A 22,160-nucleotide genomic window follows, 5' to 3' on the forward strand; every position below is an offset into this window, starting at 1 on the left:
TATCACCACGCATGAATATATTCCCTAAAAAGCGATGACCAACTCTAGGACCGGCAATGTCGATGGAAGGAACGGTCATTTGCTGACTTTCCTGACTGTCGCTACTGCGGTTGTTCACGTTGTCAACGGCGAATGATTTAATGGAAACGGTCCCAACTAGGTCGGAAAGATAAATTGGCTTGTCGTATTCATGGGTGGTCTTGCCATTAACTGTATAGTAGATGCTCTTCACCCCCGCCTTGTTGTCTACGGCTGAAATGCGCAACTGCGAACGACCCGATGAATATGAACGGCCATTGAGCAGGTAGCTATTCCCCGAAATTTCCTCAAAAACGAGCGGTGGAGTCTTGTCCACGAAAAACGAGAAAGTTTGTGGTGCTTCCTTGTTGCCTGCCATATCCTCGGCATAGTATGTAATTGAGTGGTCGCCCTCAATCATAGTTGCGGTTTTCAGTGGCAGTCCATAGCGGAATTCATGCCCCCCATCGAGCTTGTAAAGTATTTTTCGCACGCCATTGGCATCGGTGGCCTTGAGCACAATGGCTGACCTACCCGAGAGGGTATTCTCATACCTATCGCCTTCAATGGTTAATGCTGAAACGGGTGGCGTTCCATCCACCAGAACCTGCAAGCTTCCTACGCTCTCCTTATTGCCAACCTTATCGATGCTGAAAAACTTTAGGTCATATTTCTTTTCCTTATCAAGGGCAATTGTATCGGTATACTCAAAGTAAGGTTCACCATCAATGGAGATAAATATTCCTTCCAATCCTGCTAGGTCGTCGCTGGCAGAAAACGTTATGATGCAAGGATTTTTTGCATACCAAAGCTTGGTAAATTCCTTTTCCCCATTACTTAAGCCATAGGTTGTTTCGGGTGCCTTACCGTCGGCATATATTTCAAACGGAACCTTATGGCCAAGCTTAAGGTCAAGGTGGGTCATTGTGTAACGGCCGGCAGAAGTGAGCTTAACAGTATACTTGGAGTTTACCTGCATTGGCAGGGCATTCGAGCCATCACGCTTAGTTCCGAGGTAAAACCTCACGCTTGTATTCTTCTTAAAAATCACCTTACCCAATGAATCGGAACTGCTGCTTTGCCCCATGGAAGCTGAGGTATAGAGAAGGAGAAATGTAAGTATGGTAATGAGTTTATTCATAATTCCATGCACTATTTCAAGGGTAATAGTTTAAATTCCACTCTACGGTTGGCCTGGTATTCCTCTTCGGTGCACTTTACACCTTTTATGCAACCATTTACAGGGTTCTTATCTCCCATGCCTATTGCCTTAAGACGTTTTGCAGCAATTCCTTTTGATGCAAAATAGTTGAGTACGGCACTGGCACGCTTCTGTGAAAGCTTAAGATTATATTCCGAGCCACCTCGGCTATCGGTGTAGGCAGAAATTTCAATACGAATCACTGGATGTTCATTCATCATTTCGATGAGCGATTGCAGCTCGCTATAAGAGTCGGGGCGGATATGAGCGCTGTTGTAGTCAAAGAAAATATCCTGCATATTAATGGTAGCCTCAAAATCAATCAGCACGTCAGCAACCAGCGTATCTCCAACATTTCCAACATTATCCACAGCAAACATATACACCTTTTGCTCCCCAACCTTATCGAAGAGGATGGTGTTGACAGGAGCGAAATGAACATTGTCGGTAGAGTAGTAGGAGGCATACACTCCTGATTTGTCGTCCCTTGCAACAACCTCCGCTTGGGCTCCCTTCTGGCAATAGAAGCTATTTTTGTATTTAACGCTAAGCCCATTAGTAAATCGAAGCTCCGATTTTGGTCCCTTGGCATCGGCAACAATTTTAAACCGCACCTTCTCACCAGTAGCAGGATTGGTGTAGACAAAGAAGTGGCTCCCAGGTCCATCGAAAAACATGGGATTTGTAAATTTTGCTTCACCCGGAATGAGTTCCTTCTTCCCACCCGCCGTGTCAACAAAAAAGTAGGCAGGAGCATTAACCTGAATAAACATCCGTCCCAAGGAATCCTGATAAACCCCCTTGGGTGGAAGTGCAACTTGAGCTTCAGTAAATTCTGCACCACAGATAAAAAACATGCAAACTATAAGAAAGCGATGTATCATAAGTAATAATTGTAATCGAATAAACTAGCCAGAGAAAATCCTATGAGCTAATTACTTCACTTCTCATCCTAATCAATCATTGTTTCATGAAAAATCAACACTGTGTGCTATTGAAGTTTCGAACTGCTGCAACTAATTGGCAATAAATATAGCTCATCAAAACGCTTCTACCTAGCAAACCAAAAGAAATTGTTTGTTAAATCACAACCGTTACCAGTAATTTCACCAGCCCAATAATATGATTCTAGCTATCAACCAAGTAACACCAAACCGATTGCGCTAAACAATATTCACCGGAAACATTGGATCGCCAAGCTTAAACCCCATTACCAATATATCGTCAAGCTGTGGCTCCGATAACCCCATCCACTTGCTAAGCATCTCTTCGAGATGAACCTTTTGCTCCTCCATTGGCAGGCGATGAATCTCCAACAAAAATTCGCGAAGACGGCGGGAGGTGTATTTAACGCTGTCGGGCCCACCAAACTGGTCTAGCAGCCCATCACTAAATATGTAGCAACAGGTAGGTTTATCAATATTTATGGTATGCTGCGTAAATTCTCTTCGGCTCTCCTTCTGTGATCCACCAACCGGAACAGTATCACCTTTGATGGTGAAAACCTCATTGTTCTGAATGTAAACAAGCGGATTACGAGCGCCAGCATAGTCCAGCGTGCGGCCATGGTTACTGAGCACACAAAGGGCCATTTCCATACCGTCTCGGTTTTCGTTTTTATACTGCTTAAGCATGAAACGAACAGATCGATGCATTTCGTTGAGAATCTCATCGGCCCTTGAAGCACCCGTTCGTGTGATATTCTCCAAAAGGTTCACCCCAATCATGCTCATAAAAGCGCCTGGAACACCATGACCAGTACAATCGGCAGCCGTAATGAAAAACTTTTGATCGTTATCCTCCGGTTGGTCTTGGTTTAGCATGTATCTAATGGACGGATGCGACTTTGCAAACCAGTAAAAGTCACCACTAACCACATCGCGAGGTTTTAGAAAAATGAACGATTCGGGAATAATCTTGTGCAAGCTCTCCTCCGTTGGCAGCAAGGCCTCCTGAATACGTTGAGCATAGGAGATGCTACCGTTTATATTATCGTTTTGCTTGCGAATCTGCACAAATGCCTTGGAGAGCTCCTCGTTTTTGGCCTCAATTTCGTCACGCTGAGCGGCAATTTCACCATTTTGTTTTTCGAGCAAATGGTTGGCCCTACGTTTTTGATTGTAGCCGTATAGGACAAGTCCTGCAAGAAGAAGTAGAATAAGCCCTATTCCAATGATGACATTGCGGATAATTGCCTGTGTTCTGAGCGTGGCAGCCTGCAGCTCCTTTTCCTTGCTTAATAGGCCTATTTGAAGCTGCTTTTCTATTGAAACCTTCTCCACTTGGTGAAGTGCTGCTTTGGTGGTGCTGAGGACCTGCTTTTGACTTAGAAGTTCCTCCTCTGTTAATTTTTTTTGTTCAACTACTTGCGAAACAGTTTGGTTGGCCTCCTTTACCTCCTCATCCTTCTTGTCCATCTGGTCTTTCTGAATCTTATGGCTAAAAGAGGTGTAGAGGTCGAAATACTGAGTCGCTTTACTTTCATCTCCCAGCTGACGCTCACACTCAGCAAGCAATCCGTAGGTATTTCGGATTAAGTTTATATCGTTTAGTTCTCGGGCAAGAGCATTGGCCTCGGTAAGCGCAATAACGGCCTCCTTCTGCTTTCCAATCTCCATTTGAGCCGAAGCAATATTTATAAGCATGCCAACTATGTCTGGCTTTTTCTGCAGCTGGCGGTTGATTGCCAAACTTTTCTGGAACCAGCCAATGGCCTTATCGTAGCTCTCCTGGTTGGCAGAGATCACACCAAGGTTTCCGTATATGGAGCGTAGGGCATTGGTGTTGCCAATCTTCTCATTCATATTGGCAGCCTTTAGAAAGTAATCGGTTGCGCTTTTGGATTGGTTATTTGCCCAGTAAGAGTTGGCTACTTTACCATAGTACATAGATGCCTCGGCATAGCTTCCACTGCTCTCGCTTGCCTTGCCTTGAGCAATGTTTTGATCAATTGCATTTTGAACTTCGGGGGTTAGGTTTTGACCCACCAATGGTGTTTGCAACAGTAGGCCAAATGATACGCAATAAATAATCAAAAACGACCTTCTTATTTTGATCATAGGCTTCACTATTAATTACTTTAAATCGAGACATAGGTAAAGGGAATATCGCACATTCGTTCCATCTCATTTCCCTCATCAAGGGCATCCTCATCCTCACTGCTGTACACCCACATTATCTTCACCGTATTTCCATGCTCCTTGACGCTATCCAGAATCTCCAATATCTCAATGATTCGTTTGGCTGAGGCCGAATTCATATAGGTGATTTGCATTGTAAAGGTTGTAACCTCACAGGGTTCCTCTGCATACTTCCGAACCCAGCCAATGGCGTGGTGGTAATACTCAAAGGCATCATCGGGAAGCGATTTTCCCGAAATGGTCAGTTCTCCTGTCTTGCCATTGAAATCTATTGAAGGAGTGTCCTCCCTTCCTATAACGCTAAATTTTATTTCTGCACTATTTAACATAAGCTCCGATATGTTGATACAGTTTACTTAATCCTACAAAAATAGTTTCGATCATTCAATTAGTGGAAAATATGAACAACTAAATTGGTGATATTAGTCACCCATCTGCCTCGGGTCTATTTCCAATTCGCTTACGCCATTAATTCTCACTTTCGGAAGGCCGACCGCTACCGTCTTGTTAGCCTCCACGTTGTTAACAATGTTGGCCAAAGCATCAAGTTTCCCAAACGACAAACAATAACTAATATTTGGAGTATACGCCACCAAAAGAGTCATGCCTGCTTCACCAAACCAAAAATATGAAAAGCCTTCAACCTCAAAAATAGGAGTTTAAAGGCAGGAATGGGTATACCTATCCCCATAAATTTACGAGAGTAAGCTAATTGCTGATGCAGAAACAACAATAGCCGCCAAAATCGTTCATTATTTTACAACATCAAATATTTATCAAGTTATAGAAATCCACTATCTTTAGCAAACGAAATCATGGCACGGGAATTCATCACCAAGATTTAACAGAAAATCATTAACCCATGTTCTACCTTCAATGCAACCGCTGTAACCACCTCAACGAAGTAAAATCGGAATATCAGGTGATGTGCGAAAAGTGTGGCGCTAAGATGAAAAACACTTATGCACAGTGGAAAATTTCTCGACCAAACGGAACGTTCGACAGCTACTTAGCGGAATGCTGCATAAGCAAAGATCGACTGAATGAACAGCAGCAGGCTGCATCGAAAATTGAGCAGGAGAAGCGCAAAACTTACACCATAGCCTGGATTCTGGGTGCCGTTGCCATCGTTTTTATTGGGCTCACAGCAGCATTCTATGGTAAGGCCATCACTGAAGTGTTTAGCCAGTGGCTCAGAACAAGCAACGGAATGGTTTGGACATACCAAGAAGTGGGTACCGAAGGGCTGGAACTCAACTTCCCCAAAACCTTTGAGGAGACCGACGCCATTGCCAACCACATGCCTCCCGCAGCGAAGGCTCATTTCTCTAAGATTGAAACGCACATTGCCGGCTTTAATAAGGAATTTATTGCCTTAGCCATTACCATGGTTACCACTGAACCTGACTCGGGAAACTTGAAGAATTATGCGCAGATGGGGCTCTCCATTATGGGCAATACCCCCAATGCACAAGAATATACAACACAAGAATACCAGATAAACGGATACCCCGCCATTCTTCTAAAGGGAACCTATCCCGTTGATAATAAAAGTCGTGGGTTCCAGCTGGTGCTCACCGGCTCGGGAACAAACTATTGGATGGTGCTGGTGATTTACCCTGGTCACGATAACGATGCGGAGCGAATTGCGGATAGGCTAATTAAATCGACTAGAATTAAGAGGGATTAGGAGAGGTTTCTTGTTTGCCTTCGGTGAACTCCCTTCGGTCGGTTCTTGTTTCTTGTTTCTTTCGCCGAGCTCTCCGGCCTTTGACGGATCGGTTCTCGCTCCTGGTTTCTAGGTTCACTTTTCACTTTTCACTTTTCACTTCTTGTCTTCACAAACCTCTCTCCACTAGGTCCTTGTTGCATTGCTATATCCTTTCCAAATTATCCTTGGTCATATCGCTGCTAACATTTCCGGTGTTTAGGGTTCCCTTTGGTTCAAATAGCATAACTGAAACCTCTTGCTCGGCAACAGGCCTATGTTCAACACCCCGGGGAACAATGATGAACTCCCCCTCATGCACTTCAACTTGCTTTTCCCGGAACTCCAGCGTAAGCTGCCCTTTAAGCACAAAGAACATTTCGTCCTCATTGTCGTGCTTATGCCACACAAATGGCCCCATAAACTTGGCCAACTTAACGTGCTGTCCATTCAGTTCACCTACAATTTTTGGGCTCCAGTGGTCGCTAAAGAGTGCCAACTTTTGCGCAATATTCACCTTTTCCATTGGTAATGAATTTTCATTAAGGTCGCAATGTACAATGTTAAGAGAACTATTCAGAAATGCTAAAACAGCAACTTCATTCGGCTTAATAGATCTCCATCATTCCTTCGACCAAATTCGAAGATTCAAATTCAAATCCTCCACGAGGTCGGTGTAAAGCTTCAACGGAGTATAGTTTTCCATTACAAACTCAAAATTGAACGGTTTAAACAGCGTAGGTTCAAATAGGTTGGTATACTGGGGTATGGCGCAATAAAGCCGATTGTCTACAAATGAAAATGAAATATCTTTCTTTGTTTTCCGCTCATATTCCACGATGCGCTGCATCAGGCTTGGAGTAAGTAGATACCTAGCCTCTAACTGATCGCTGCCATAAACATTAAATTTTGAATTAAACTCAGCATCCTCCAGCAAAACTCTTGAAAAGCTATTCAACAGATTAATTTTAACCTTTTCGCGAAATGCCGAAAACTTTTTAGGTAATACAAAGGTTTTTGAAGTAAAATTCTTATTAAACGAGGCAGAAATAAAGATACCCTGAAATACAACTTTTTCGAGGTTAGACTGCGCCTTCGCCTCGCAAAACATGATACTGGCATTGCCCATCTTAAATCGCATAAAATCCTCACCCTGCACATTTATAAGATAGCTAGGCATCAGCATGCTCTTTTCTAAAACAGATTTTGCAATCTTCTGCCGAGCAATGTATTCATAATCTTCATACAGGAATCCAAGCAGCTTCGGCAATATTCCGTATTTGTATTGCTTGGTAAGATGAGCCGACAACTTCAGCAACACCTGAAAGGCAAAACCAAGGAAAAAGAAGGTGGGAACAATGAATATAGCTACCAAGAAGGATAGTTCAGACAGTAAACACAGCCCTGAAATAATTACACTCGCAAGTGCCAAGTAGGAGAATAACCTAACTCTCCTTACATTGGATAGCCTATATTGCTCCAACGGCTCAAGAAGAGCCTTAAACTCCGCCTCATAAAAGTGCTGCAGCTCAACCTCAGACTTCATCAAACCGCTAATTAAAGAGCTCCTTGGCCATTACGTTTGCTCGCTCATTAGCCTCAATTTCAAAAACATTAAGAGGTGAAAAGCCCAATCTTTTTGCAATTAAATTTGAGGGGAATGTTAGTATGGCATTGTTAAAATCGGTAACCGCTGAGTTGTAGTAGCGCCGTGATGCAGCTATTTGCTCCTCGGTTTCATTCCATGAAGCCTGCAGCTTCAAAAAATTTTGATTGGCCTTTAAATCGGGATAGTTCTCCACCGAAAGCATTAGATTGCTAACCCCTTTTGATAGTTCATTGTACAGGCCAACCTTTTCTTGGCTGGACAAACCATCCGCGAATTTTGCTCTAAGAGCAGTTACATGCGACAGTACAGTGGCCTCATGAACCATATACTGCTTTACCGTTTCTACAAGGTTGGGGATAAGATCGTATCGTTTCTTCAACATTGTATCTACCAAACCAAATGCATTTTCAGTCTGGTTCTTTCGCGTAATTATTGTGTTGTAAAGGAAGATAACGTAAAGAACAAATACACCCAATACTCCTAAAATAATGTAGCCTACCATACTCGGTTGATTTAAAGATAAAATACCAGAAGAGAGAAATTCTTCGCCTAGGAGGATTAACAAAATCCTCCATTTACATAAACGAAGTTAAGAAAATTACTGGCTTTTCGGCATCGCTCTAGGAAGAAAGTATGGAATAGCTATCGCATTTTTGATTTCGACACCCGTGGTTAAACCAAAAAAATCCGTTAGCAGCAACTCTAAAAAAAACCAATACTTGTGATTTGGTAAATTTTAGGGTGATGCCAACGGATTACAAAAGTATTTATTATTTCAGTCTCAATATCGAATCTGCTATCTTTAAGGTGCTTATTAATTACAAGCTAAAAGTCGAGTTATATAAGAAGTTGTTCAAAATAATTAGTGCTAAGAATTGTCAACAAAATATCCTACTTAAAACTTCTCATAATCATCGTCAAAACCATTTGTGGTCAGGTGCAAATTGATAGGTTTTTCTTTGCTTGGAGTACTTTTTGTCGGTTGCTTATGTTCAGCTTTAACTATGTGAGCGACATTTACGGAGTGCGGTTGTTTTTGAACCACCTTATTCTGAAACCCTGAATTTAACGTCCTTTTCTTCGACTCAAATTCATTTTCCAACTTAAAGAAGGAGATCATTTCCAGCAGCTGATCTGCCTGACCCGCCAACTCTTCAGAGCTGGTCGCCATCTCTTCGGATGCTGCAGCATTTTGTTGGGTAACCTGGTTAAACTGCTGAATGCCATTATTAATTTGTAACGCACCGGAGTTCTGCTCATTGCTAGCCGCAGTGATTTCTTGTACGAGTCGTGCTGTTTTTTCAATTTCAGGGACTATCCCAAACATTAGCTTGTTGGAATCTTCCGTTGCTCTAACGCTCTTTTTGGTCAAGTCATCAATCTCAACAGAGGCAACCTGGCTCCGCTCAGCCAATTTCCTCACTTCCGAAGCAACTACGGCAAATCCACGGCCATGCTCCCCTGCTCTCGCGGCTTCAACAGCAGCATTAAGCGCTAGAATATTTGTTTGACGAGCAATTTCCCCAATAATGGAGACCTTGTCTGCAATATCCTGCATGTAGGATAGCGTAGCCTCAGCAGCCTCACCAACCTTTTTAATCCCATGAGCAGCATTCAGTGCAATTTTCTCTGTTTGCTGTGCATTTTCACTGTTTTGCTGAATATTGGCGGTCATCTCCTCAATGGACGATGAGATTTGCTCCGATGAGGAAGCTTGCTCCGATGCCCCCTGGCTCATCTGCTGAGAACCATTGCTCATTTGCTGACTAGAAGTGGCAATGATATTGCTGGCATTGCGGAACTCAGAGATAATATTGGCGGTGGATTTAACCATATCGGAAAGAGATTGCATCAAATCATCCTTATCGGAACGTTTCTTCAATTCTATGGTCAAATCTCCATCTGCAATTAGCTTCGCTTTTGAAGCAATATCCTTGTTTACATCAATAGTTGAATTAACGGCTTGGTTTATCACATGGAACATCTCCTTTGCCTCGAATGTGTCTACATCCCCCTTATCAACGTCAAGATTGATAGCAAGATCACCCAACGCGAGGCTTTGAAGCGCCCCTGTCAACTTTTTCGCCTCGTTGTTTTGATAGGTGCTCACCTTTTCAATCTTGCGCATCGTCTGCTTAATAGCTGTTTGGTCCGTAACTATCTCAATAGCACCAACAATCTTTCCCTCCATATTTTTAATGGGAACCGCAGAATAGGAAATATCGATTTCCGAGCCTTTTGGTTTTGCAATTGCTTCGCTAACCTCTTCCCTATTGCTTATCATTGCCCTACTGCAGGCACAATTGCCAGTTCTACAGTCGCTGGTTTTAAAGTGGTCGTAGCACTTTGTCCCATTCAGCTGCTTGCTGCTCTTATCGTTAACCCTTGCACCCACCTCATTCATGTATTGAATATTGAATTCATTGTCGATTATCATTATGGGGGTTGGAAGGTTGTCGAATAGGCCGACCAAGGAATCCAGTGTTTTATTTACACCAACAATAATCTCTCGAAATTCAAAGTTTATTTTTTGAACATTGCCCCTAACGTCAAGTTTCCCAACAACTGCTGCCTCAACCAACTTTCTTGTTTCTGCAACAATTGAATTAAGTATGCCCTGTACATTCCGGGCAATAACAAAGCCTAGGGTAACGGCAATAAACAAAACGATGAAGATAAGTATTATCATAAAGGTAGTTGCACTGTTTGCCAGCTGAGTATTTCCTTCCGACGAAGTTTTAGCGTAGGTATCGTTGTCAGCCACCAGCTCGTCTATCGCTTTTTGCAAACGATTACTAGCCTCGTACATAGGGCCGTGCACAATTTTAAATGCACCCACGTTGTCATGGTTTTCCGCCAACAGCTCTACTTGAGGGATATATCCCATGTAAGCGGCTCTTGCATCAAATACCTCCTGATAATTTTTTCTGTTCAGCTCATCCGTAACTGTACCCGCCAGCAAGCTGAGCTGCTTACCCCAATCCTCATTTATTGCTCCAATGCGGTTAAAAATGGCCTTCTTTGACAACACGCTATCAGCTAAAATTGCATCCCTGACGCTCACTCTTACAAGCTGATAATCGGTTGATATAGCCGTTGTATACTCCAACGGCAGAACGCCGTTTTCGTACAGTGCGGTATCAGCATTATCGATTTGTTTTAATCGAACAATGCCAAAGTACGCCACGATGATTGCCAGCAAAGCAACAATTGCAAAGCCGATAAAAAGTTTACTCCTAATTCTCATTGTGCTAAACATTACTAGTTCCTCCCTTTATGTAATCACTATTATTAAACATTTTCTGAGATATCTGTTCCTCAGAATATTTCTTGACTATGAAGATTCATGATTCCCTTGTTGAAAAATCATCTTTGCTTTAATCACAATAAACTTTCATTCAACACTCCGTTTCCAGATCAAACTTTTCATCATAATTCTCTTGCAGACATCCACTAACAGATTTTAACAAATCTACGGGCTTCAGGTATCGCTTAAACTGAAATTGCGGTGATTAATGTTTACAATAAAACTGATAAGCATCAACTTACAACGCAAATCGCTGTAGAACTAAACTTTATGTAACTGGAATACCCTATATAATGCACCTCACCCATTTTCTCCACAGAATATTTGATAAGTTAGTACTAACTAACTATATTTACTCCATGGAAAAATTACTCGACGCAATATCGCAGCTATCAAACATGATTGGACAGACTGAGGAGTCGGCAAAGGAGCAGTACAACTTATCCAATCTCACCCAAATCCAGATGCACTATTTGGAAACCATTGACGCGCTCAATAATCCCAATATTACAGAACTTGCAGCCCGACTCAAGCTCACAAAACCAACCGTTAAAGTGGCTGTTGACAAGCTCATTGAGAAGAGTTACATATACAAAATTCAGTCCGACGAGGATAGGCGAAGCGCACATTTGCACCTGACCGAAAAGGGCAAGCTAATTAATCAGATGCACGGCTATGCGCACAAGCTCATTGCCGAGTCTATCCGCAAAAAATTGAACGACGACGAGCTGGAATCATTGCTTAGGCTCCTAACCAAAATCGTGTCTGATTAGTTTTTTTCTTCGTATAGTTAGCATATACTAACCAATAAAATGCCCCATGCAAACCTCCATTGATGCTTCCAAACTTAAAGGGCTAACCTCACAAGAGGTAGCGAGCAAACTAGAAAAAGAGGGTTACAATGAACTACCCTCCTCAAAGCCAAAAAATGTAGCCCAAATTGCGCTGAGCGTCGTTAAGGAGCCCATGTTTATCCTCCTTGTTGCGTGCGGAACCCTCTACCTTACACTAGGTAACTTACAGGAAGGCATCATGCTCATGGGGTTCGTTTTTGTCATCATGGGCATTGAGTTCTACCAGGAGAAGAAAACCGAACAGGCGCTGGATGCGCTCAAAGACTTAGCTAGCCCAAGGGCACTTGTTATACGTGACGGAGAAACGAAGAGAATACCGGGAAAGGAGGTTGTAACCGACGACATTGTCGTACTTCAGGAAGGAGACCGGGTTCCGGCTGATGCTCTGGTTCTCAGTAGCATCAACCTGTCAGCAGACGAGTCGATGCTTACCGGAGAGTCGCTGCCTGTGCTGAAAAGGGAATGGACGGAAGGTGATAAACCGTTCGTTCCTGGCGGGGATGACATACCCGTTGTTTACTCGGGCTCCATGATAGTTCAGGGAAATGGAATTGTTAGGGTCACCGCAACCGCCATCAACACGGAGATTGGCAAAATTGGCAAGGCGCTGGAGTCGGTGAAAGAGGAGCCTACACAGCTGAAAAGAGAAATTGGTAAGATGGTAAAGCGTCTGGCAATTATTGGGATAGTGCTGTGCATCATGGTTATTACTATTTACACGATTACGAGAGGTGATCTGCTGAATGGATTTTTGGCCGGCATTACTCTAGCCATGGCCATGCTTCCAGAAGAATTTCCTGTGGTATTAACCATCTTTCTGGCACTTGGTGCCTGGCGAATATCGAAAAAGAGTGTTTTAACGCGCAAGCCGGCAGCCATTGAAACACTTGGTTCTGCAACGGTACTGTGCACCGATAAAACGGGCACCCTCACCCAGAACAAAATGACCGTAGCATCGCTCAATAACGGTGCTGATACTTTTGGAATACATGCAAATGGAACAATCCCCGAACCTTTTCATGAAATTATCGAATACGGAATTTTGGCAAGTCAGGCAAACCCGTTCGACCCCATGGAACGGGCAATAATTAACGTGGGTGAGCAATTCCTTCAAAACACTGAGCATATCCATTCAACCTGGGTAATGGAAAAAGAATATCCGCTATCCAAAGACTTGCTGGCAATGTCGAGGGTATTCTCAAATACCGGCTCAGAGGAGAGGGTGATTGCTGCCAAGGGCGCTCCCGAAGCCATCTTCGACCTATGTCACCTAACAAGCTCAACCGCTGCCACCTTCGAAAAAGAGCTAGCACAAATGGCATCCAACGGTCTGCGGGTGCTCGGCGTAGCTAAAGCAAAATTGCTCCCGGGTAGCCTTCCCTCCCAGCAGCACGATTTTGATTTTGAATTCTTAGGGTTGATAGGCCTAGCAGATCCCATCCGACCCAATGTGCCAAAAGCCATTAAAGAGTGCCACAATGCAGGTATTCGGGTAATAATGATTACTGGCGATTACCCCGTAACAGCAATCAATATTGGGCGAGAAATTGGCTTAACCAATCCAGACCTCTGCATTACCGGCCCGGAGCTACAAAACATGACAGACGAAGAGCTCAACGAGCGAATCAAGGATGTCAACATCTTTGCACGGGTGGTACCGGAGCAAAAACTAAAAATAGTAAATGCGCTAAAACGGAATAAAGAGGTTGTTGCCATGACCGGTGATGGAATTAACGATGCTCCTGCTCTAAAGGCAGCAAACATTGGCATTGCCATGGGCGAAAAGGGTACCGATGTGGCCAGAGAAGCCTCCTCTCTCGTTCTAATGGATGACAACTTTGCCTCAATTGTTGCAGCCATAAGAATGGGCCGACGAATATTCGATAACCTGCAAAAGGCACTGAGCTACATCTTTGCCATTCACGTTCCAATTGCAGGTCTGTCGCTAATCCCAGTGCTCTCTGGAAGCCTACCACTAATTCTCTGGCCGGTTCACATCGTCTTTCTTGAACTAATTATCGACCCGGCATGCTCCATTGTTTTTGAGGCTGAGGTTGAGGAAAAGAACGTAATGTCCCGACCACCAAAGAAAATTGATGAGCCGTTTTTTGGTCTGAAGAAAATATTGCTGAGCTGCACCCAGGGCGTGAGCATTTTGATAATTTCGCTCCTCGTATACTTTATTGGTCTCAAGTTGGGTTACACCGAAAAGGAGGTGAGAACCTTAACATTTGTTACACTTATTGTTTCCAACATAGCAATCATTCTCTCGAACCGCTCGTGGACTTCCAATATCTTCCAGATTCTGCGTACTCCCAATAAAGCGGTACTGTGGGTTGTTGGCGGTGCCATCCTCTTTTTGATTCTTGCCCTCAACGTTCCATTTCTTCAAGAGCTCTTTCTTTTTGGGAAGGTTAGCGCTGTAGCAATATTGATAAGCACATTAGCAGGACTATCGAGCATTGCTTGGTTCGAAATATATAAGCAGATGAAAAGGGCATAGCAAGCAAACATCATCGCCCTTGGCAGGCAAGAGTGTTATCCGTGGTATAATTCACGCAAAATGAATTATACCATCACGCGAAACACTCCTTGCTTTGCAATTGACAGATCATCTCCAAAGTCTACACTCTACTTCGGTAGCTATACTTTTGTATCTTCTTCATGCGCTCCGCCACACTTTCGAGCATCTTTTCGGCCTCGGTATAATCAATTCTTCCAGACTCGAGCAGCTCCTCCACCTTGGCCTTTTCAGCATTGAGCAGCGTTTGAACTGCTTGGCGGGTGGTTATCTCAGTATAAATCTCGGGATAGTATTTCCTAAAATTCCGAATAAACGTCTGCCCTTGGATAAGGTTGTGGCTAATTTCATCGCGCAGAATCTCGATATTCTGCTCCACTGTAGGAGTTTGCTGCATGGTTTTCCCAAAGCTATCAACAAGCATAAGGCTGGCGCCCTGAGCCTCCACAAATGCCATCCCAAAGTCGTAGCTCATCATTAGCTTGTTGCGGTTCAGGTAGCGGTATATTGCAAATAGCCATGATAGTTGCTGCAGCGTGCTAAGCATTTTGGAATTACGAAGGAGGTCTTCCAGATCGCTCCGCTCATCGAGCGGTAGGTTGCCCTCCTTGTCGAGCATTTCGCTGATGGTTTCGGTGAGCTTAATAATCGAATCGGAGGTAACAACTCCCTTGTTGAACTGCTCCCAGTAGCTGGCCTTTTCCCGTTCCAGTATCCGACGACGCAGTTCGGCCAACTCGCTTATCTGCAAGTTCTCCTCCACCCTCACCTCCTGGTAGCGGGGCAAAAATGATTCTATGGTCTGCCTATCGGCATGCTTAAAGTAGCGGCTCGAAGATATTTCGGATTCCTCTGTATCCATTGCCTCCGAAACGGTTCGGTAGGTCTGGTTAAGTATTGCCGCCTTGGAAGCAGCCATGCGTGTTAACCCCAGCTTATCCACAAGCACCTTTATGGTAGTGGCATTCACCAGCAGGGTGAGCAGCACAATACCCGCGGTGAGGAACAGGAACTGGTTGCGCACCTCCATGGGTAGCGAGTCCATACCGGCAACAATCAGCGCCAGCGCAAGACCAACGGCCCCACGAAGGGCGCCATACCAGGCCACGATGGAATCCTTGAAATTTAGGCCATACCCTGACCGTTTCATAACCGGATAAAGCAGGCCAATCATTACGGCCCTTATGGCATGCAGGCCAATGTAGAGAATCAGTAAAACCATAAAATCGGAAGCCGTAAAGCTGATGCGGCTGGCAATTACCACGCCCACAATTATGAAGATAAGCGTATTGGCAATGTATACCGCCAACTCCCAAAACTCATGCAAAAACTTGTTTACCTCCGGGCTGATGCGGGTTTTACCCACGCTCGACATGGTTATGCCCAACCCAAATAGCGACAGCACTCCGGAGACGTGCAAAAACTCCTCGGCAAGGTAGAAGGTGAGGTAGGCAGTGGCCAGAATAACCACAATCTCCACCATGGCATCGTTGAACACCCGCTTGAGCCAAAACATTACGATACGGGCCATTACCAATCCCAGCAGAGCACCGCCAATGGCCACCTTGAGAAAGTCGAGGAACGGGTTTAGCTCGGAGGCTTGTCCCGCAAGCGGAAGGTAGAATACCATAAACAGCACAATGGCGGTGCCATCGTTTAGAATGGACTCGCCATCGATGAGCGTGGAGAGCCTCTTGCTGGCACCCAGCTCCCGTAGAATGGCTACAACGGCAACTGGGTCGGTGGCGCTAATTACCGCGCCAAACATAAGCGCAATGGGCCAAGTCCACTGTCCAAGACCAATATCGAGCACTCTTACACCAATGAGCAGCGCTGCGGTAAGGCCCATGGCAAGCATAATTCCGGGACCGGCGAGCAAGGTGGCATTTACGGCCGTTTTGCGAAAGGTGTGCCAGTCCATGCCAAATGCCGCCTCGAAAATTAGGGTGGGCAGGAACACAAACAGCACCACGTGCGGGTTGATGGCTCCGGCCCAGGCAATGGAGCGCATGACCTCCTCCATCGATTTGGCAAAAAAATCGAAACGGGTGGCAATACCCAGCAGCACGCCCACCACCACCAGCAACACGGTGTAAGGAATGGGCATCCGCTTTAGAAAATGTCGCGTAAGCGTTCCCAACACCAGCGCGATAACGATAAATAGTAAGGGCTCCATAGCATATGCGAGTTAGCTATGGTCAAATTACGAAAAATTAGAGTATTACGGAGTGGGATATGAAAATTTGTGGCTAAAGTTTGCCCCACCCAGACCTAGAATTGAAGAAGCACAAAGATTACTTCAATAGATAATCTTAAAATACAAGGGACGTTTTACGGAGGCAATGCTTTGCTTAACGCCTTCGAATTTTTAGCGAGCAGCAATGCGAACCTGCTGAACCCCTTTACTAGGGAGGGTAAAACTTGCTAAGAAGGGGTAAACCATTGCTAAGAAGGGGTAAACCATTGCTAAGAAGGGGTAAACCATCGCTAAGAAGGGGTAAACCATCGCTAAGAAGGGGTAAACCATTGCCAAGAACGCCCAAACCTACGCTAAAATCGCCTAAACCATCGCGAAGAACACCCGAACCTTCGCTAAAAACGACCAAACCTTTCCTAAGAAGGCCCAAACCTTGGCTAAGAAGGTGTTAAAACTTGCAAGGGACACGCCAGCCAAGGGGTTGGGGTGGAATGATTATGGCCATTGAACTTTATCCAGGAGAAGACAGCTCGGTGCATTCACGAGATTTACTTAACTTAGCCTCTGCAATTGCCTTCGTTCCATAAATTATATTGTTTTCCTTTCAAACGCTAATCTTTTGCCTGCAACAGCTGAATGTAAAACATATTCACTAAAAGATGCAAACCATTGTAACCCATCGAATCGTGCACCAGAAGATGCCCCGGCTGGTGCTGCAATTTGCCTACGATTCGACCCTGATTGAAAAGGTGAAGCAGGTGAAGGATGCCCGCTGGAGCCAATCGCTCCGGAGCTGGCACATCCCCCTAACCAGCGAAGCCTACGAGCAGCTGAAGGAGCTAACACTTGGCCTAGCCCAGCTGCAAAAGGGTGAGAGCCGACTCCCGTTGGAGATGAAGCCACCGAAGGACCAACCAACCCCTGAGATAGCAGCCACTCTCAACGACTTTACGCGCTATCTTGAGCAGCGCCGATACAGTCCACGAACCATACAAACCTACGAACATTCGCTCAGGCAGTTTCTGCAGTGGATAGCCAAGCCAACCGATGCGATAACCAACGCCGACCTGGAGCGATTTAACCACCATTACATCCTAGCAAACAGCTACAGCTTTGCATTCCAAAACCAGGTTATAAATGCGGTAAAGCTATACTTTAAAACGTTTTATGGCAGCCAGTTTAACGTGGAGATGGTGGAGCGGCCACGCCGCGAGCACAGGCTACCCAACGTGCTGAGCAAGGAGGAGGTAAAAGCCATACTGGAAGCGATTAAAAACGTAAAGCACAAGACCATGCTGAGCCTCATATACGCCTGCGGCTTACGTAGGAGTGAATTACTGAATTTAAAACCAGCAAACATCGACAGCAAAAGGCATCTTTTGTATATTGCCAATGCCAAGGGCAAAAAAGATAGGATTGTGCCCATATCCGATAAGATTATTGATATGCTGCGAGCATACTATAGCACGTATAGGCCGAAAATTTGGCTATTTGAAGGCGAGAGAGTCGGAGAACAATATTCGGAAACGAGCTTACAAAAAGTTTTGAAGATGGCTTTACGAAAAGCAGCTATAAAAAAAACTGTAACCTTACATTGGTTGCGCCATAGCTATGCAACCCATTTATTAGAGGCAGGAGTAGATCTAAGGTTTATTCAAGAACTGCTAGGGCACAAGAGCAGTAAAACCACAGAAATTTACACCCATGTTTCCACAAAGAGTTTGCAAAGAATTAAAAGTCCATTTGATGACATGTAACAACAAAAAATTATTATTTTTAGGAAAAATAAAATGCACCACGTTGAGAAAAAGGTATACAATATTTCCAATATAGGGTGGATATATGCACCTTTTCTGGAAAAAGGTGCATATATAAACGAGTTAGCCACAATTTAAAATGACAACGATATGGAAGAAAAAACATTAAAATGGTTAGACATTGCTGACCTAAAAATTCTGAAACAAATAATAATCATTTCTGACCGACAAAATGGTGAATATGAACTTGGACAAGTAATTTATACCCGACCTCTTACGACAGAATACAATTTGAAAAAACAAGAAGAGGAAGACAAAACAACAACCCCTATTGAAAGATTGCTTCAAGAATATCCTCGACAAAAAAACTACCCAAATGACAGAATTGATGAAATAATTTTTGACTCTATCAGAAAGACTTTTCCAAAATCAATACTGAGACATGATACTATTTTCTTTAACGTGGACGAAGAAAAAATTTCTCTTTTAAAAAATAAAAACGTTGTCAAATCTGCCATTTATTTCTCACCCGAATTTTCAGGAATCGTGAACGTATTTAACTATGTAGGAAAGACTTTCAAAGCACCAAGAATTGGAATTAACATATACAGCTACTTCAAATCAGATCTTTTAGAAGGACGAATTTTTTACGCAAACTATGGTGTGACAGAAGAAACTGTATTAGAAAAATTAAACACTGTGACATTCGAATAAAACTATGCCTAAATGCTAGTTAGCCAAAATTTATATGAACCATACTCCCAAAATTGACCCTGTAGAATTTGAACGGTTTTTATTCGAAGAAATAGACCTAGACGACTATAGGTATAGGTTCTTAAATAATTACATTAAAAAAGCTGTTAACGGACAAGCTGATATAAATGTATTGTCAGTAATAAACACTACTGAAAATGGGTGGATTATAATCCTTCATGGTGAAATGCTGCTGGTTTATGGTGAAAATTGGGATGACAGTCAAATTGAAGAGATTAGTCAGGTCTTTGATTTAAACATATACACGAACTATACAATTACTGGCGACAATCTTCTAATTGACAAATTGATAGATTATTACAAACCACAAAATCATATAATAGAAAAGCGGAGACTTTTTTACTGGGCAGACGAGATAAATAATTACAATCATCAAGAAATACAAATTCGTCTTGGCGAGGCAAAATATCTTGAGGAATTAGCAGCAATGTTAAAAGATTATTATCATTACGAGTACAACGGACTTAATGAGAAAACAACTGAAGAAATGCGAAAGCGTGTACTATCATTAATTAATGAGGAGAAAATTTACATCGCACTTGACAATGATGAAACCCTTCTTAGTTTTTGCACTATCAATGACCCTGACATTGGAATTTTGTTTACGAAAGAAGAAGCTAGAAACAAAGGATATGGAAAAATCATTTTATCATATTGTGCAGAATTGTTACATCAAAAAAATGAGATTGTATATCTTATGACAGACAGAGACCGCATCGAATCTAATACGGTTTGTGAGGCAGTAGGATTTAAACCTTATTATGACTACGTCTCAGCAAAAATAAACTGTGGCTAACACACGCTTGGCGCAATGGGGGCTAACATCGTTCATTGTAAGTTTCTGCTTCTATTGTAAATTCGTGCTGGCAGACAATTTAGTTTTCCAAAATCCCCCACTGCGCCAAGCGTGGGAACGTTGGGCACAATTAAAACACACGATTAATCATGGCATGGAGTGACAATATAGAAATAAATTCACCTGCATATAATTTGGCGGTGAGTGATTCAGAAACAATAAGAGCAGTTGCAGGACCCGGTTCTGGAAAGAGTTTTGCTATTAAGAAAAGAATATTAAGATTATTAGAATCTGGAGTAGCGCCAGATAAAATTCTAGCAATAACTTTTACAAGAACTGCTGCACATGATTTAAAAGTGGAAATTTCATCCCTAGGAATTTATGATGCTGAAAATGTTCATACTAGGACACTTCATAGCCATGCTTTGAAAATTCTTATGAGAGATGGAGTCCTTGAACAAACGGGAAGAAGTCCGAGGATGGTTATTGAACATGAACAGCAACCTATCTTACGTGATATTGATAGGGCTGAATTTGGTGGTGTGAGAGAAAAGAAAAAGCTATTAGATGCATATTTAGCAGCATGGGCAAGATTACAACACGATGAGGCTGGATTTGTGCAATCAGCAATTGACGAGAATTTTAAAGATGATTTATTAGCATGGTTTAGTGACCATCAAGGAATTCTTGTTGGAGAGGTTATCCCTATTGTTATTGATTATTTAAGAAACAACCCTGCTGCAGAGGTAATTGGGGAATATGATTATATTTTGGTTGATGAATTCCAAGACCTAAATAAAAGTGAACAAGAATTTGTAAAACTTATAAGAGGAAATTCAAATCTTGTAATTGTCGGTGATGATGACCAATCAATTTACGGTTTTAAATTTGCTCATCCTCAAGGCATCCAAGAGGTTGATGATTTATTTGGTGAATATTATGATGTCCCATTTGATGTTTGCAGACGATGTCCTACTCTTGTCACAAGAATGGCTTCTGAACTAATTTCGAAAAATCCTAATCGAACTTTAGGAGTATTAAATCCCTATGAGCAAAATCCTGAAGGGATTGTTGATATAGTTCAATGGCCAAACTTAGATGCAGAGATGAATGGTCTAAGTCAGTTTATTGAAGATGAACTGGATAAAGGTGTTTTGGAACCATCTGACATTCTAATTTTAACTCCTAGAAGAAAAATAGGTTATCGATTGAGAGATTTACTATTATTGAATGAAGTACCAGTTAAATCATATTTTCGTGAGTCTGTAATTGATAGTCCAGAAGTTCAAAGAGCATTTTCATTAATGAATTTACTTGCAAATCCTGATGATAAAATCTCTTTAAGGTTTCTTTTAGGATTTAATTCGCCAGACTTTAGAAAGAACCAATATGCTAGATTAAAAAATTTATCTAATGAAAGAGATATATCAATAAAAGATGTTCTTGGCCAAATTTTAAGAGGTGAAATTCCTGAAACAAATCTAAAACCTATTATTGCGACATATCGAGAAATTTTAGCTGACTTACCTAACTTAAAAAATGCCTTAATTGAAAATCCTCTAGATGGCTTTTATAATTACTTTGTTACAAATGAAGAATTGGAAGATGACTTTTATGAACTTGACCAAGTATATAGAAATATTGTGAATGAAATCGGCACTGAATCAATTGAGGAGAATATAGATAACTTTAATAATTGGTTCAAAGAAGTTCTAAATAAAATGATTGAAACAATTGCACTTCCCGATACACCTGAGAATATTGACCATGCTCGGATAATGAGTTTACATTCTTCCAAAGGACTTAGTGCAAAACTTGTTATCTTAACCTCAATGATTGATTCATTAATTCCATTTCTACCATACACTTTAGAGCAGAATCAAAGAGAACCTATTATACAAGAAGCGAGGAGACTTTTTTATGTTGCTATTACAAGATGTAAGTCAAGTGATGATTATGATGGTAGACTTATAATCAGTTCTTTTCTTTCAATCCCTGGTGTTGAGGCTTTACAAATGGGAGTAAGTGCAAATCCAAAAAATGACTTAAGAACTAGAACTACAAGATTTGTGAGTGATTTTGGAAGAATTTCTCCTAGACCAAAACGTGGAGATGAATTGGAATAATTAACTGTGCCCAATCGAGTAGACCGCCCCGCCAGCTAAGCTGACGGGGAGAGCCTCTCACACCACTGTACGTACGGGTCTCGTATACAGCGGTTCATTAAGATGTGGCGCAATTTTCTCGTAGTATCCAAGCATCGCCTCATACCCTCTCT

Annotated in this window: 17 protein-coding genes; 7 read left to right on the plus strand and 10 right to left on the minus strand. The window is 42.6% G+C overall.

Annotated elements, in window-relative coordinates; genetic code table 11:
- The 4 genes from VMW01_11170 to VMW01_11185 form a co-directional block, all read right to left on the minus strand.
- A partial coding sequence (locus VMW01_11170) for a chitobiase/beta-hexosaminidase C-terminal domain-containing protein (GenBank protein HUW06808.1) occupies positions 1-1,159 on the minus strand: 1,159 nt, incomplete at its 3' end.
- An 11-nt stretch (positions 1,160-1,170) separates the two neighbouring features.
- Positions 1,171-2,103, minus strand: a complete 933-nt coding sequence (locus VMW01_11175; GenBank protein ID HUW06809.1) for an OmpA family protein — start codon at positions 2,101-2,103, stop codon at positions 1,171-1,173.
- Between the two features lie 279 nt (positions 2,104-2,382).
- A complete protein-coding gene (locus VMW01_11180) occupies positions 2,383-4,278 on the minus strand; it encodes a SpoIIE family protein phosphatase (GenBank protein ID HUW06810.1) in 1,896 nt (631 codons plus the stop codon).
- 20 nt (positions 4,279-4,298) lie between these two features.
- A complete protein-coding gene (locus VMW01_11185; protein ID HUW06811.1) occupies positions 4,299-4,688 on the minus strand; it encodes a DUF1987 domain-containing protein in 390 nt (129 codons plus the stop codon).
- Positions 4,689-5,221: 533 nt separating this feature from the next.
- Here VMW01_11185 and VMW01_11190 point away from each other — a divergent pair.
- A complete protein-coding gene (locus VMW01_11190; GenBank protein HUW06812.1) occupies positions 5,222-6,049 on the plus strand; it encodes a hypothetical protein in 828 nt (275 codons plus the stop codon).
- A gap of 184 nt (positions 6,050-6,233) precedes the next feature.
- Here VMW01_11190 and VMW01_11195 read toward each other — a convergent pair whose 3' ends face one another.
- The 4 genes from VMW01_11195 to VMW01_11210 form a co-directional block, all read right to left on the minus strand.
- Positions 6,234-6,593: a cupin domain-containing protein gene (locus VMW01_11195; protein ID HUW06813.1), complete on the minus strand. Its 360-nt coding sequence runs from the start codon at positions 6,591-6,593 to the stop codon at positions 6,234-6,236.
- 96 nt (positions 6,594-6,689) lie between these two features.
- Positions 6,690-7,613, minus strand: a complete 924-nt coding sequence (locus tag VMW01_11200) for a DUF3137 domain-containing protein (GenBank protein ID HUW06814.1) — start codon at positions 7,611-7,613, stop codon at positions 6,690-6,692.
- A gap of 7 nt (positions 7,614-7,620) precedes the next feature.
- Complete coding sequence (locus VMW01_11205) at positions 7,621-8,178, minus strand: LemA family protein (protein HUW06815.1); 558 nt, start codon at positions 8,176-8,178, stop codon at positions 7,621-7,623.
- 393 nt (positions 8,179-8,571) lie between these two features.
- Positions 8,572-10,923 carry a methyl-accepting chemotaxis protein gene (locus VMW01_11210; protein ID HUW06816.1) on the minus strand — a complete coding sequence of 784 codons (2,352 nt, stop codon included), beginning with the start codon at positions 10,921-10,923 and terminating at the stop codon, positions 8,572-8,574.
- 419 nt (positions 10,924-11,342) lie between these two features.
- Between VMW01_11210 and VMW01_11215 the strand changes: the two genes are divergently transcribed.
- Both VMW01_11215 and VMW01_11220 read left to right on the plus strand, forming a co-directional pair.
- A complete protein-coding gene (locus VMW01_11215) occupies positions 11,343-11,756 on the plus strand; it encodes a MarR family transcriptional regulator (protein ID HUW06817.1) in 414 nt (137 codons plus the stop codon).
- A gap of 46 nt (positions 11,757-11,802) precedes the next feature.
- On the plus strand, positions 11,803-14,340 hold the full coding sequence (locus VMW01_11220) for a cation-translocating P-type ATPase (protein HUW06818.1): 2,538 nt from the start codon (positions 11,803-11,805) through the stop codon (positions 14,338-14,340).
- Positions 14,341-14,461: 121 nt separating this feature from the next.
- On the opposite strand, the gene VMW01_11225 is transcribed toward VMW01_11220, so the two are convergent.
- Positions 14,462-16,534, minus strand: coding sequence for a sodium:proton antiporter (locus VMW01_11225; protein ID HUW06819.1), 2,073 nt, complete (start codon positions 16,532-16,534; stop codon positions 14,462-14,464).
- A gap of 229 nt (positions 16,535-16,763) precedes the next feature.
- A complete protein-coding gene (locus tag VMW01_11230; protein ID HUW06820.1) occupies positions 16,764-16,985 on the minus strand; it encodes a hypothetical protein in 222 nt (73 codons plus the stop codon).
- Between the two features lie 229 nt (positions 16,986-17,214).
- Here VMW01_11230 and xerA point away from each other — a divergent pair, with 229 nt between their 5' ends.
- The 4 genes from xerA to VMW01_11250 all read left to right on the plus strand — a co-directional run bounded on the left by xerA (position 17,215) and on the right by VMW01_11250 (position 22,008).
- Positions 17,215-18,312, plus strand: coding sequence for a site-specific tyrosine recombinase/integron integrase (gene xerA / locus VMW01_11235; protein ID HUW06821.1), 1,098 nt, complete (start codon positions 17,215-17,217; stop codon positions 18,310-18,312).
- 150 nt (positions 18,313-18,462) lie between these two features.
- A complete protein-coding gene (locus VMW01_11240; GenBank protein HUW06822.1) occupies positions 18,463-19,026 on the plus strand; it encodes a hypothetical protein in 564 nt (187 codons plus the stop codon).
- 34 nt (positions 19,027-19,060) lie between these two features.
- Positions 19,061-19,882, plus strand: a complete 822-nt coding sequence (locus VMW01_11245) for a GNAT family N-acetyltransferase (protein ID HUW06823.1) — start codon at positions 19,061-19,063, stop codon at positions 19,880-19,882.
- A 149-nt stretch (positions 19,883-20,031) separates the two neighbouring features.
- Complete coding sequence (locus VMW01_11250; GenBank protein ID HUW06824.1) at positions 20,032-22,008, plus strand: ATP-dependent helicase; 1,977 nt, start codon at positions 20,032-20,034, stop codon at positions 22,006-22,008.
- Positions 22,009-22,160 lie beyond the last annotated feature (152 nt).

This window comes from Williamwhitmania sp. (assembly GCA_035529935.1).
GTDB lineage: Bacteria > Bacteroidota > Bacteroidia > Bacteroidales > Williamwhitmaniaceae > Williamwhitmania.